Here is a 13,236-nt window from a genome sequence, read left to right as displayed (position 1 = left end):
CTATTTCGCACCGATACCGTCCCGCAGGAAGTCGAAGAGCTGCTCCCCGAAGGGTTTCGCGGTCTGGGTGTTGTAATCGTTCCATCCGTCCTGCTGGGCCTGCTGCAGGTAGGAGGGTAGCGGCTGGTGCAGTTCGGTGCTGACCGCTTCGTCGTGCAACCGGCTCATGGTGTCGCGCAGGCCGCCGCCGACGGCCGCGACATTGTCCAGTTCGAGCTGCCCGTCGCTGGTCGAGTAGTCGTAGAGCTCGTATTCCTCCTGCTCGGCCGGGTCGATCTGCGCGGAGCCCGGCACCCAGTGCGAATAGCGGACGAACTTGGCGTCCGCGGTCCGCAGTGCGATCACGTGACCGGGTGCGTCGTCGTTGAACCGGACGGCTGCCTCCTCGATGGAATGCTCGTCGGTGGTGTGCAGGATCCACGGCCGTCCGGGTGCGCCCGGATCGGCGGCGACGGCGGCGATATCGTGCCGCCCGGCCAGGTGCGCGTAGCGGTCGTCGGCCCGCCACCCGTTGCCGCCGGTGCCGATGGTCAGCAGCAGCGCGGCCAGGTCGACACTGGAGGTCAGCTGATCGCGGGTGCCGGGTGCGGGGGTGAGCTGGCCGCGCGGATCGTGGATGAACAGCGGTACGCGAATGGCCTCGTCGTAGGCGCCGCCGCCCTTGCCGTGCAGGCCGTGCGAACCGGCGTAGTCACCGTGGTCGGAGGTGAACACCACCACGGTGTTGGCGGCGACCTCCGGCTGGGTCGCCAATTCGGTGAGCACGCGCCCGATCTGGGTATCGACCTGCTGCTGGAACCAGAGATAGAGGTTGCGCATGTCGATCCACTCCTGATCGGCCCCGGGCGTGCCGTAGGGCGCCAGCCCGAAGGTCACCGCCGAGACCTCCACCAGGGCCTTCTGCAGCCGCGGCTTGCGCGACAGCTGTTCGAGGCTCTCGAAATTGCCCGGCAGGTCGTTGACCCAGCGCGGAATGTTGTTGAACGCCAGCGTGCGTCGCGTCCAGCGCGGCCACCACTGGATGTCGTGCGGGTTGACCAGTGACACCGTCGTGCACCAGGGGCCCTGTCCCGCATCGGTATTGAACCAGTCGACGAACTGGTCGACTATGCGTCCGTCCATCTGCAGGCCCTGTTCGGGCGCGCCGTTGGGCGAGGGGTAGGTGCCGCCGTCGAATCCGTAGCGGTCAAGGCCGCCCGGGGTGGTGTCGGCGTAGTGGCCCAGATGCCATTTGCCCCACCAGGTGCTGCGATAGCCCTGCTCGCGCAGCATGGACCCCCAGGTCGGGAAGCCCGCCGCCAGCTCCGACTGCGAGGTGGACAGGCAGCCGGTCTGATGCGAGTAGAGGCCTGTCACCAGCACGCCGCGCGAGGGCGTGCAGTCGTTGGCGGCTGTGTAGTGCTGCTCGAAGGAGACCGACTTGTTCCGCAGCGCCGCGATATTCGGCAGGATGGTGTCGAGCACCGACTGCTCGGGGAACCACATCGGGGTGCGCATCTCGTCGACCAGGACCACCAGGATATTGGGCCGGTCCGGATGGTTGTCCATGCGTCGCGGGGTCGCGGCGGCCGGGCCGGTGGCGGCGACCGCCGCGGCGGTGGCACCGGCCATGGCGCCGGTGCCGAAAAATCCTCGCCTGCTGATCATTTCGTGGATCCTCCGGTGGTGTCGGGAGCCGGGTTGGCGGCGATGAACTCGGCCACCACCGTCGCGAGCTGCGGGCCGCGGTCCTCCTGCAGGAAGTGACCGGCGCCGGTGATCGTGATGTGCGGCTGACCGGCCGCGCCGGGCACCCGCTCCTGGAAGGCGCGGTAGCCGCCCGCGGTGATCGGATCACCGTCGGAGAAGGCGGTGAGCACCGGTTTCCCGAAGTGCGCCAACTGTTCCCACGCGCGCCGGTTGGCGGGGCCGGCCGGGTCGTCGGGGCGGGTGGGGACCAGCATCGGGAAGGCGCGCGCGCCCGCCTTGTAGGTCTCGTCGGGGAACGGGGCGTCGTATCCGGCCACCACCGCGGGGGAGAGCTCGGTGCGGCAGCCGCCCGCGATGATGCCGCCGACGGGAAATTGCGGTGTCTCCTGGGAGAACCGCTGCCAGGCGGCGAAGGCATCGGTCAGTTTCGCCTCACCCGTGGGCAGGCCGGTATTGGCGACCACCACCCGGGCGAAGCGGTCGGGATGCTCGGCGACCAGCCGCAGGCCGATCAGCCCGCCCCAGTCCTGGCAGACCAGGGTGATGCCCGAGAGATCCAGGTGATCGAACAGCGCCTCACGTAGCCATTCGACGTGGCGGGCATAGGTGTAGTCGGCGCGGTCGGCCGGCTTGTCGCTGCGGCCGAAACCGATCAGATCCGGTGCGACACAGCGTTTCCCGGCCGCCACCAGCACCGGGATCATGTGGCGGTACAGGAAGCTCCAGGACGGTTCGCCGTGCAGCAGCAGCACGATCTCGCCGTCGCGCGGGCCCTCGTCGAGGTAGTGCAACCGCAGTCGGGAATCGCCGCCGTCGCCTGCCTCGACCTCGAGGTAGCAGGGTTCGAAGGGAAAGTCGGGCAGGGCGGCGAACCGCTCGTCCGGTGTCCGCAATGCGTGCATGAGGGCGACGATAATATTGTTGCATGCGTCGTGCAACTACCCTTCCGCGTGTGTAGGGTTGCCGATGATGGACGGACGGACTGCACGTGGAGCCAAGAACCGTCAGGCGGTGCTCGACGCCGCGCTGACGCTGATGGAGGAGGGCAATCTGCAGCCCACCGCGCAGGCGGTGGCCGAACGCGCGGGAGTCGCGACCCGCTCGGTGTATCACCACTTCCGCGACCTGGAGACGCTGTATCTCGATGCCGCACAGACACAGATCGCCCGGCACTGGGTACTGCTGATGGAACCTGTCAGCGGCGACCTGGACGAACGCATCGATCGCGTGGTCGCACTGCGGGCCGAACTGTTCGAGCGTGTCGCGGGCACCCGCCGCGCCGCCCTGCTGCGTGAACACGAATCCGTCGTCCTGTCCGAGCGACTGGACGAGAGCCGCGCCGCGCTGCGCGCCCACCTGCGCACCCACCTGCCCGAGCTCGCCGATCTCGACCCCCCGGCCCGTGAGTCCGCCTACGCCCTCTGCTCCTGGGAAACCTGGGACGTCCTACGCCGCCATCAGTCCCTGTCCGTCACCGCCGCCCGCGCCGCGGTGACCACGGTCCTCACCCGCCTGCTCACCGGCTGAGCGGGCCGTCGAAAGAAGAGCCGCGCCATGTCGATCACGCCCGATCCCGACCAGTTCACCCGCTTCGCCGCCGCCACCGGCGAGGGCCCCGTCGTCATGCTGAACCTCATCACCTTCCAGGACCGCACCGAATACGCGGCCTACGGTGCGGCCGTCCTCGCCCTGGTCGCACAGCAGGGCGGTCGCCTCCTGTGGCACGGCGAACCGCAGCAGACCCTGATCGGCGAGACCGACTGGGACTACGTCGCCCTCGTCGAATACCCCAGCCGCCGGGCATTTCTCGATATGGTGACCGCCCCCGAATACCAGCGCATCCACCAGCACCGCGAGTCGGGCATCGCCCGCACCGAGCTCATCGCCTGCCACCCTCTCGCCACCCACTGACCGCATCGGGCAAGATCCGTGGAATATTCTCGACTCTGTTCCTCGGCGGCCCCCGGAGGAAGGACAGTCCTATGGAATCCGACGACTACACCCGCACCCGCCGCAGTCTCCACGGTGTGGCCGAACTGCTGATGGCCGGCCCGCAATACCGCGCCCACGGCACGATCAAGCTGCGCCCAGCCCCGGGCGGATTCAGCACGATCCATCCTCCATTGGTCGCTGTGGACGGCGACCTGCTGTTGGTCGACGGTTCGGTGGCCGGAAAGCTCAGCGGCACAACCTTTGCCGAACTGGCCTCCCACGCCGGCATCGACGCCGGCGCCCCCGCCGATCTCTACTCCGGCAGCTCCGGCTGCATCCTCACCGACACCATCCACGTCGACCTCGACCACGCCCAGACCATCGCCCGAGCCTTCGACTGGGGTGACCGAGCCCTCCGCCGCCTGAACCCCACCGAAACCCCCGTCCTCTGGCCCGAACACTTCGACCTCGGCATCACCATCACCGCAGATCGCATCAACTTCGGCGTCTCACCCGGCGACCCCCACATCCCCGAGCCCTACGCCTACGTTGGCCCCTGGGACCCCCACACGGGCCCCTTCTGGAACGAATCCTTCGGCGCAGCACACACCCTCACCGCCCTGGGCGCCGCGGAAGCGCTGTTCACCTTCTTCACCGAGGGCTACCACCTCGCCACCCAATCCTGACCACCCGCGAGCAGGCCGGCTCGATGCGCCCTGCACGGCCGGTTCCGCGACGATCAGAACCGGGTTGCTCGGTGTGCCGTTGCCGGGGAGGCTTTTCCGGTGACGAACAGCTCTGATGGTCTGCGTCTGTGGGATACGGTCGCCGATAGTTAAGCAGCGACGGTGTCGGGTCCCGCCGATAGCTTCTATCGGCGGATACACGAGTTCTTCTGGTCTCATCTGGGATCGATCGCTGATCTCGATGTCTTGGACCTGGGGTGTGGGCATGGCTGGCCGGCGGAACAGATGCGGCAGGCCGGAGCCCGCGTCACCGATGTCGCGGCAGCTTTGCCGGACGGCGGCGCGTTCGTCTTCTCGATACTGCATCCAGCATTCTTCAGCCAGAACATCGTCGACGAAGGACCTGGCGGCGAGCGCTATCGGAAGGTCACCGGCTAACTTCAGGTCGGAGATCGACATCTGGTTGGCGTTCTGCAAGGCGCTGCGCGCCTGGCGCTGACCGGATTCGCTGACGAAGTAGGTCAGGCGCAGCGGACCCTGGGGATCGCCGTCCCGCACGGTTGCGCCCGCGGGTGCTTATCGGGAGCGGCCGCATACTTCCAGTCGAGGCTGTAGTCGTACATTTCCGTCATGGTCCGCGCCACGGCGATCGAACACTGAACACCGTTGTGCAACAGCATGATCGACGATGGAATGACCGGGACAGGTTGGTTCGCAACGCACTTCGGGTGAGCACGACCGGTATGTCGATCGGTGCGGTGGAGGCGAACCGCAGGCGCGTGCGGTGGTTCCCGCCGACGTCCTCGCACCCCGGGTCGACCTCCTAATATCCGTTGGGGCACAACAGTTTGCGCAGTTGATCGGTTCCGGACACGTGACCAGGATTTAACGGCATTCTGGCCATGGATAGTGAAAATCGGCGTAGCGTGCCTTGAACATTCACCAGGTTCCCCCGTCATGAGCACCTCGGTCGACAAGCTGTCAGAACCGCCGGCGCCGTGTCGGTGGATAGCCAGAAACACGATGGCGGACAACGTGATTGATGATTCGACATCTGCCCCGACAACACCCGTCACGCAGCCGGCCCGTGGTCCGCGACTGGCCCTGTCCGGCGGGGATCCGGTACGACACACCCCTTGGCCGACATATGACCGGGGCGCGGTGTGCGTCCATCCCGAGGACGAGGAAGCGACGCTGCGCGCCCTTCGCAGTCACCTCTATTTCCGGTACGACCACCGCCCGCATCACGAGACCGAGTGCGCGCAATTCGAGGCAGAGCTGTGCGGCTACTTCGGGTCCGGGCACGCGCTGGCCACCTCCAGCGGCACCACCGCCCTGGCACTTGCGATCATGGCTTCCGGGATCGAACCCGGGAGCCTGATCGCCTGTCCCGGTTTCACTTTCGCCGCCACGCCCAGCTCCATCCTGCTCGCCGGATGCACGCCATTCCTCGTCGACGTCGACGAGAACCTCCACCTGGACGTGGCCGATTTGCGCGGGCGGTGGACACCGCGAATCAAGGCGATCGTGGTGGTCCATATGCGCGGTTTCGCCGGAGACATGGGTGCGCTGCTGCGGTTCGCCGAGGAGCAGGGTGTGCCGGTGTTCGAAGACGCGGTCCCGGCGCTCGGCGCGCAACTGGATGGGCGCAAACTCGGCACCTTCGGTCTGGCCGGCGCGTTCAGCACTCAGTCGGACAAGTCGCTCAACAGCGGCGAGGGCGGCTTCCTGATCACCGATGACAGCACCCTGTTCGCCCGTGCGACAGTGCTTTCCGGCGCCTATGAGGGGCGGTTGCGGCGGCATTTTCCCGACGGCGAACCGCCGATCGCCACCGATCTCGATCTGCCGCTGTTCAGCTTCCGGATGGACGAGATCCGCGCCGCCCTGCTGCGGTCCGAACTGGGACGGCTACCGGTCAGGCTGGCCGCCTTCCGCGACAACTACGACTATGTCGCCTCGGCGCTGGCCGACCTCGACAGCATCCGAATCCGGCGACCGGTGGCACCCGGCGCCTACCTCGGCGAGGCATTCATCTTCCGGGTGGCCGACGGCCATGCGCAGTGGTTCGCGCGGGCGTTGTGCCGCGAGGGCATCGAGGCGCGCAATCTCGGCTCGGACTCCGACCACAATATCCGCGCCTTCTGGAACTGGCGATTCATGTTCCGCGGCATGGAAACCGCTGCGGTCAAGGCGTCCCTGCCGAATGCGACCCGCTATCTGCAAGAGGCGGTGGACATTCCGCTGTCCTCGACCCTGTCGCGGGCCGACTGCGACGATCTGGTCGCCGCGGTGCGGAAGGTCGCAGCCGTCCTCACCGCGGATTCCTCGTGGGCCGGGCAACGATGACGGCATCCTCGGAGACCGGAACGTTCCCGCGGCTCGCGCTCGCCGGGGTGTTCGGCGGATTGTTCTGCGGCTACCTGGGCCTGTCCGCGGCTATCCCGGTGCTGCCGGACCACGTCCGCGACCGGTTCGATGCGGGCGATCTCATGGTCGGGCTCGTGGTCACGGCAACCGCGCTGACCGCGCTGCTCACCCGGCCCGTGTTCGGTGGGCTGGCCGACCGGCACGGTTACCGGTCGCTCATGCGGTTCGGCGCTCTCGCCCTGGCGGTCGGCGGTCTGCTGTATTTCGTGCCGCTCGGCTTGGTCGGTCTGATCGCGGTGCGCCTGCTGGTCGGCGTGGGCGAGGCCGCGCTCTTCACTGCGGGCGCCGCCTGGACCGTCTTGCTCGTACCGCACAATCGGCGCGGCCAATTGATCGGGCTCTACGGCGTCGCCATGTGGGGTGGCATCTCACTGGGGACGGCGCTCGGCGCGGCATTGCGGCACTTCGGGATCGGTGCGGTCTGGACATTGTGCGCCGCAGCACCTTTGGCCGGACTCGTCCTGATCAGCCTTGTCGCGCCGGAGCCGCAGGTGGCGCGGTCCGGCGGGGGTCGTGGACTGATGCTGCGACCCGCGGCGCTGCCCGGCCTGGCTCTGGCCCTCGCGGCCGCGGGCTATGTCGGGCTGGCCGCGTTCATCATCCGCGACCTGCAAGTACGCGGGATCGGTTCCGGCGCAGTCGTATTGAGTATATTCAGCGGGGTCTACGCGGGTACGCGGCTGGTCATCGGGAAGCTGCCGGACCAGCTCGGCCCCCGTCGAGTCGGCACCTGGTCCGGTATCGGCGAGGCGGCCGGGCTGCTGATCATCGCGTGGTCGCCGAACCTGGCTGTGGCGGTGCTCGGCGTCGTCGTCATGGGGGTCGGGTTCTCGCTGCTGCACCCCTCGCTGGCGCTGATGGTCATGAACAGCACCGAAAGCTCGAAACAGGGTGCGGCACTTGGCGCCTACACCTCGTTCTGGGATCTGGGCCTGTTCGTGTGGGGCCCGGCGACCGGCGCCATCGCGAGCCGATTGGGCTACCCCGCCGTGTACCTCGTCGGCGCGGGCTGCGCATTCACCGCCGCGGTCATGGCCAACAGAATTCGGCAATCGGTCGCCACCGGCTGAGAAAGGAGTCGGCAGATGACAAGCGCAGCACCGGTCAAGGTCCTCTGCATCACGGGATGGTGCCGCAACGGCAGCACCATCCTCGGCAATATCCTCAATGAGATTCCCGGCGTATTCCACGTCGGCGAACTGCACTTCCTCTGGAAGAACGCGGCGGGCCGCGGCGTGAACGAGCAGTGCGGCTGCGGCCACAAGCTCGTCGACTGCCCGTTCTGGTCCACGATCCTGCCGGTCGGCCGACCCGACGGTACCACCCTGGAAGCCCACACCGACACGGTCATCCGGCGCCAGCTCGGCAATGTCCGGACCAGGCATACCTGGCAGGTACTGCACCGCGGTCTGCACAATGGGGAGATTCGCGCGCACGCCGACCTGATGACCCAGATCTACCGGGCCGTCGCGGAGCGCAGCGATTCTCGGGTGATCGTCGACACCTCGAAGATGCCGGGGGAGGCGGCGATGCTCGCGCGCCTCGACGGCCTCACCCCGTACTACGTCCATCTGGTGCGCGATCCGCGAGCTGTGGCGCAATCATGGAGCAGGCCCAAGGAATACGTGTACGCGATGTCGCCGGGGAAGAGCACCGGCTACTGGAGTGGCTTCAATCTCGCGTCGCACGCAATCACCCGACGCTATCCGCAGCGGTCGCTGTTCCTGCGCTACGAGGACTTCATCGCCGAGCCGGCGGCGACGGTCGACACGTTGCTGCGATTGTGCGAGATCGACCCGGCGTCCAACCCGATGACCGATCGAACGGTAGAGCTGCACTCCAATCACACGGTCACCGGAAACCCGGACCGTTTCAACACGGGTGAAACCGTGATCCGCCCGACCGACGACTTCTGGCGCAGCGCGCTGCCGGATTCGGCCAGGCGAACGGCGTCGGTGCTGTCCTGGCCGCTGTCGCTTCGGTACGGATATCTCAACGGCGGTGCGAAGTCCAGCGGAAGAGGTTGAGCGACAGTGGATCTGGGATTGGCCGACAAGATTGCACTGGTCGCGGGCGGATCCAGCGGCATCGGGCTGTCGATCGCCCGCGAGCTGGCCGCCGAGGGCGCGCATGTCGCCATCGGCGCGCGCGACCCGGGACGACTCGCCGCGGCCGAGCGGGCCATCAAGGCGGTGGCGCGCGGCCGCATCCACGCCGCGCGTGTGGACATCACCGACGCTGCGGCGACCCGCCGCTGGGTCGACGAGGTCGCCGGGGAGTTCGGCGGACTCCATATCGTCGTCGTCAGCGGCGGCACTCCGCCGACCGGGAGCGCGTCGACCTTCGTGTCGGCCGCCTACCGGGAGGCGGTCGACACGGTGCTGATGCCGGCGGTCGAGCTGGCGCTGGCAGCGTTGCCCCAGCTGCGGAATGCGCACTGGGGCAGGGTGCTTTTCGTTGCCTCGGAAACGGCGCTGGTCCCCATGGGCGGACTGGCCCTGTCCGGAGTGACCAGGGCGGCGATCGTTCGGTTCGCCCAGGCCCTCGCCGCGGACGTCGGCCGCGACGGTGTGACCGTCAATGTGCTCGCGCCGAGCGCGACCCGCACACCGCTGCTGGAGCGAGTCCTGACGCAGGGATCCACCGACGGCCGGATCGAGGACCAGCTGCATGCCGTCGGCCTTGGAACCGCCGTGGGGCGAGTCGCACGTCCCGACGAAATCGCCGCCCTGGCAGCGTTTTTGGCCAGTGAACGCGCTGGCTATATCACCGGCACCGTCCAGCTGATCGACGGCGGCTCGAGCGTGCTCGGCGCGTCCTCATCGCACTACACCGTTTCCCAGGAGGGGACATGCTGAAGACAGACACCGTCAAACAGACGCTGGCGCAGGTCGTCGCCGACCGCAAGCAGGAACTGTCGCCGGGCCGGATGTTCGTCGAAGCCTGCGTAGAACACGGGCTGGACGCGGCGGTCGAGTACGACGTGACCATCACCGATTCGCTGACCAGCTCGCGGCGCAAACCGCGCAATCCCGCCCGCAATATGCTCAAGACCATCGACCTGTCTCGCGATCCGCGCCAGTTCTACTGGCACGAAAGCGCGCCCGCGGCAGGGGACACACCGATCGCGGGCGCCGAGGTCCGACGTGAACTGGCCAGCCGATTCGGCAAATCGCCGATTCCGGAACTGCTCACCACCACGGCCTGGGTGCAGGTCCCGCCGGATCTGTGGAAGGACCCCGAAACCTTCGAGTCCTTCATCAACTACCGCTTGATCGTCCGCCTCTGCACCGCCGAGAATTACACGATCATCAGCGGCGAAGGCGGGCTGCTGAACCTGCCCGGGATCGAAAGGATGACGTCGCCGGGACCCTTCGCATCGGCAATCCTGCGCGCCTGCAACGAGATCGAGCAGATGGGCGGCACGGCGGATGGCATGATCATCAACCCCGTCGACTACTACCGCGCGCTGGGCACCGGACGGCTGATGGACGATCTGGAACAGAACGGCGTCTTCATCGTCCGGACCCGCCTGGTCGAGCCCGGGACCGCCATCGTCGGCGATTTCGGTCACGGTGCACAGCTTTTCGACGCCGGCCGTTCGGTGATCCGCTTCGCCGAGCCACCCGAAGGAACGTTCACCGAGCCCGGTATCGCGCTGCAGGCGGAGATCTACGAGCGAGTCGTGGTCAATCTGCCGACGAACTTCTTCGTCGTCACCGTCTAGGTCGAAGTCGTGACGCGCGATCAGGAAACCCCCGTGCTCGAGGACCCGGATGTGGTGGTGGTCGGCGGCGGTGTCGTCGGACTGTTCTGCGCCCACCAGCTGCGGCTGCGCGGGGCGACGGTCACGGTGCTCGAGCGCGGTGCGCTCGGCGGGCCGCAGTCGTGTTCCTACGGAAACACCGGATTCGTCGGCACTCATGGTGCAGCGCCCCTGGCCGAACCCGGCATGCGCACACTCGCCGTTCCCGGTGCGACCGACCCGGACTCACCCTGGTACATCGAACCGCGGGCGGACGCCGAATTGACGCGCTGGCTGGAGCATTTCCGGCGTGCCTGCTCGGCCGATGCGGCTATGGCCGGATTCCGGGCGCTGATCGGAATGAAGAAGCGCAGCCTGGGGATTCTGCTCGACCTATGCGCTACCCAAAGCATTGCCGCGACCTTCGAGTCAACGGGCATCGTGTTGGCTTTCAAGACCGCGGCGGGTTTCGACGATGCGAGACGCGCTGTCGCGCGCACCGTCGCCGCCGGTGTGCCGCTGCGCGTCCTCGGCCCGGGTGAACTCGACGAGCTCGAGCCGAAGACCGTGTTCGATATCCACGGCGCGCTGTACAACCCCGAGGGCGCGTATCTGCACGTCCCCGAGTTCATCGTCGAATTCGGCCGAGTCCTGAGAGATTCGGGCGTGGAGATATGTGAGCACACCGAGGTCACCGCGTTCGAGGTGCGAGAGCGAAATGTCGTGCGCCTCAGCACTACTCGCGGAGACCTGCATCCCGGCAATGTGGTCATCGCCGCGGGCGTGTGGTCGGCCGAGTGTGCCCGCCTAGCGGGCATCGACCTGCTACTCCAACCGATCAAGGGCCACAGCGTGACCGTAGCCATGCCACCGAGCGCGCCCGGCCGGCCGGTATTACTGAGCGAGGGCAAGGTGGCGATGGTCGCGCTCGGCGACCGGCTGCGGATCGGCGGGCAGCTCGAACTGACCGGGATGAGCACCGAGGTCTCCGAACGCCGAGTGCGGGCGATGCGGCGTACCGTGCGCGAATTCCTTCCCGCACTGGAGGAAACACCGACCCTGCAGACCTGGAGTGGATTACGGCCGTGCACTCCCGACAGCCTGCCCCTGATCGGTCCCGCGGGCGATCTCCGCAACCTTCTCATCGCGGCCGGGCACGGCCATATCGGCATGGGACTCGCGCCCGCCGGCGGCGAACTCATCAGCCAGATGCTCGCGGGCGATTCACCGCTCACCGACCCGATCCCCTTGCGGCCGACACGTTTCGGCGCATTCACCTGAAACGGCGATCAGATGGCAGACCGAGCGGACATCAGGATCGGTGTCCTGTGTCTCGACACCAGTTTCACCAAGATCCTCGGCCACATCCGCAATCCGGCAACCTTCGACTTCCCGGTCGTCTATCAGGTGGTCCACGGCGCGACCCCGCGCCGAGTGGTGATCGAAGCGGATCCGACGCTGCTCGAACCGTTCATCGGCGCGGCCCGGAAGCTCGAATCCGAAGGCGTGGCTGCGATCACCGCCGCGTGCGGTTTCCTGGTCGTCTTCCAGCAGCAGCTGGTCGATGCCGTCCGAATCCCGCTCTACAGCTCGAGCCTCGTTCAATTGCCGATGGTCCACCGCATGGTGGCCGCCGATCGCAAGGTCGGCCTGCTGGTCGCCGACGAACAGGCCCTCACCCGCCGCCATTTGGATGCGATCGGAGGCGAGTCCGTGCCGATCTGTATAGCGGGAATGGCCGAGCGCCCGGAATTCCGCGAGGTCATCCTCGAAGGTCGCCGCAGCGACCTCGACGTCGACCGGCTCGGCCGCGAGGTACTCGACGAAGTGGAACGACTGGCCGCGCACAACCCCGATATGGGTGCGCTGATCATCGAATGCACCGACCTGGTGCCGTACCGGCACGCGATACAGAAGCACCTCGGCGTGCCGGTCTTCGACATCGTCACCCTCACCGAAATGGTGCACCGCAGCCTATCCCACCAGCCCTTTCACAGCCGACGGTAGGATATGTCGATTGCGGCTGCCGAAGACGAAGCGGGCGCTCCGCCGGGATCGGGTCTACGGCATCCCACAGGTGTTCATGTCGGGTATGCCCCGGAGGGCAAATGAGAGCCGTTGCTCTGCAACGGCTCTCATTGTGACCGGTGTCCGGAGGGGGACTTGAACCCCCACGCCCTAATACGGGCACTAGCACCTCAAGCTAGCGCGTCTGCCATTCCGCCACCCGGACCGGTGATGCTGGACAAGATTAGCGGAGAGGTTGGCGGAAACGGAAATCGGGGCTGGGCCAGGCGAAATGGGGTGCGCGAGGGGAGGTTTGGGGGGCTAGTGGAGGATGCCCGCGAGGTTGGCGTTCTTGATGGGGGTGTCCTTGTTGGCCTGAATCTGACAGAGGCCTTGAACGGCAGCCATGGAGAGGTCCACCTGGGTGCCGGCAGGCTCGTGGTCGTTGCCCGTTTGCTGCTTGATGAACTTGGTGATGGTGACGCGCTGGGTGTCGGCGTTCTGGGCGAGGTAGTCGCCGCACTTGGTGTCGCCGCCCTGGTTGAGGGCCTTCTCGACATCCGAGCAACCCGAGAGCAGGGCGACGGCTAGTGCAGCGGCGGCCACGGCCGTCCATCGGGCGGTGTTCATCATGCGTTCCTCGTGGGTCGTGCGCGGCGGTGTCGGCCGCGCGATCGACCGCCACTGTAGATGGGTGCGACCGTTCGGCAATCGGGGCCGGACCCGGAGATCCGATCCGAATCATTG

Annotated in this window: 14 protein-coding genes and 1 tRNA gene; 11 read left to right on the top strand and 4 right to left on the bottom strand. The window is 67.2% G+C overall.

Features of this window, described 5'->3' with window-relative positions:
- Both ACFXHE_RS07740 and ACFXHE_RS07735 read right to left on the bottom strand, forming a co-directional pair.
- Window positions 1–1,647: a sulfatase-like hydrolase/transferase gene (locus tag ACFXHE_RS07740; RefSeq protein ID WP_379380941.1), complete on the bottom strand. Its 1,647-nt coding sequence runs from the start codon at window positions 1,645–1,647 to the stop codon at window positions 1–3.
- Window positions 1,644–2,591 (bottom strand): haloalkane dehalogenase, encoded by a 948-nt coding sequence (locus ACFXHE_RS07735; protein WP_379380939.1) that lies wholly within the window; start codon window positions 2,589–2,591, stop codon window positions 1,644–1,646. The genes ACFXHE_RS07740 and ACFXHE_RS07735 overlap by 4 nt, the downstream gene beginning before the upstream one ends.
- Before the next feature lie 67 nt (window positions 2,592–2,658).
- On the opposite strand from ACFXHE_RS07735, the gene ACFXHE_RS07730 reads away from it, so the two are divergent.
- The 11 genes from ACFXHE_RS07730 (at window position 2,659) to ACFXHE_RS07680 (ending at window position 12,489) form a co-directional block, all read left to right on the top strand.
- Entirely contained in the window at window positions 2,659–3,216 is a 558-nt protein-coding gene (locus ACFXHE_RS07730) for a TetR/AcrR family transcriptional regulator (protein WP_379380937.1), read from the top strand.
- A 27-nt stretch (window positions 3,217–3,243) separates the two neighbouring features.
- A complete protein-coding gene (locus ACFXHE_RS07725) occupies window positions 3,244–3,600 on the top strand; it encodes a DUF1330 domain-containing protein (RefSeq protein ID WP_379380935.1) in 357 nt (118 codons plus the stop codon).
- 71 nt (window positions 3,601–3,671) lie between these two features.
- Entirely contained in the window at window positions 3,672–4,307 is a 636-nt protein-coding gene (locus ACFXHE_RS07720) for a hypothetical protein (protein ID WP_379380933.1), read from the top strand.
- 162 nt (window positions 4,308–4,469) lie between these two features.
- A complete protein-coding gene (locus tag ACFXHE_RS07715; protein ID WP_379380931.1) occupies window positions 4,470–4,745 on the top strand; it encodes a hypothetical protein in 276 nt (91 codons plus the stop codon).
- A 723-nt stretch (window positions 4,746–5,468) separates the two neighbouring features.
- Window positions 5,469–6,656, top strand: coding sequence for a DegT/DnrJ/EryC1/StrS family aminotransferase (locus ACFXHE_RS07710; protein ID WP_379380929.1), 1,188 nt, complete (start codon window positions 5,469–5,471; stop codon window positions 6,654–6,656).
- On the top strand, window positions 6,653–7,807 hold the full coding sequence (locus ACFXHE_RS07705) for an MFS transporter (protein WP_379380927.1): 1,155 nt from the start codon (window positions 6,653–6,655) through the stop codon (window positions 7,805–7,807). The genes ACFXHE_RS07710 and ACFXHE_RS07705 overlap by 4 nt, the downstream gene beginning before the upstream one ends.
- Before the next feature lie 15 nt (window positions 7,808–7,822).
- Window positions 7,823–8,764, top strand: a complete 942-nt coding sequence (locus ACFXHE_RS07700; RefSeq protein ID WP_379380925.1) for a sulfotransferase — start codon at window positions 7,823–7,825, stop codon at window positions 8,762–8,764.
- Window positions 8,765–8,770: 6 nt separating this feature from the next.
- A complete protein-coding gene (locus tag ACFXHE_RS07695; RefSeq protein WP_379380923.1) occupies window positions 8,771–9,595 on the top strand; it encodes an SDR family NAD(P)-dependent oxidoreductase in 825 nt (274 codons plus the stop codon).
- Window positions 9,589–10,464, top strand: coding sequence for a family 3 encapsulin nanocompartment shell protein (locus tag ACFXHE_RS07690; RefSeq protein ID WP_379380921.1), 876 nt, complete (start codon window positions 9,589–9,591; stop codon window positions 10,462–10,464). Before ACFXHE_RS07695 ends, ACFXHE_RS07690 begins: the two co-directional genes overlap by 7 nt.
- Before the next feature lie 9 nt (window positions 10,465–10,473).
- Complete coding sequence (locus tag ACFXHE_RS07685; protein ID WP_379380919.1) at window positions 10,474–11,763, top strand: NAD(P)/FAD-dependent oxidoreductase; 1,290 nt, start codon at window positions 10,474–10,476, stop codon at window positions 11,761–11,763.
- 12 nt (window positions 11,764–11,775) lie between these two features.
- Window positions 11,776–12,489, top strand: coding sequence for an aspartate/glutamate racemase family protein (locus ACFXHE_RS07680; protein ID WP_379380917.1), 714 nt, complete (start codon window positions 11,776–11,778; stop codon window positions 12,487–12,489).
- A 141-nt stretch (window positions 12,490–12,630) separates the two neighbouring features.
- On the opposite strand, the gene ACFXHE_RS07675 is transcribed toward ACFXHE_RS07680, so the two are convergent.
- Both ACFXHE_RS07675 and ACFXHE_RS07670 read right to left on the bottom strand, forming a co-directional pair.
- Window positions 12,631–12,715, bottom strand: a tRNA-Leu gene (locus ACFXHE_RS07675).
- A 95-nt stretch (window positions 12,716–12,810) separates the two neighbouring features.
- A complete protein-coding gene (locus ACFXHE_RS07670; RefSeq protein WP_379380915.1) occupies window positions 12,811–13,119 on the bottom strand; it encodes a hypothetical protein in 309 nt (102 codons plus the stop codon).
- Between the last annotated feature and the right edge of the window lie 117 nt (window positions 13,120–13,236).

The organism is Nocardia sp. NPDC059229, assembly GCF_042754165.1.
GTDB lineage: Bacteria > Actinomycetota > Actinomycetes > Mycobacteriales > Mycobacteriaceae > Nocardia.
Note: the sequence above shows the minus strand (reverse complement) of the source record. Positions and strands in the feature narration are given on the sequence as shown.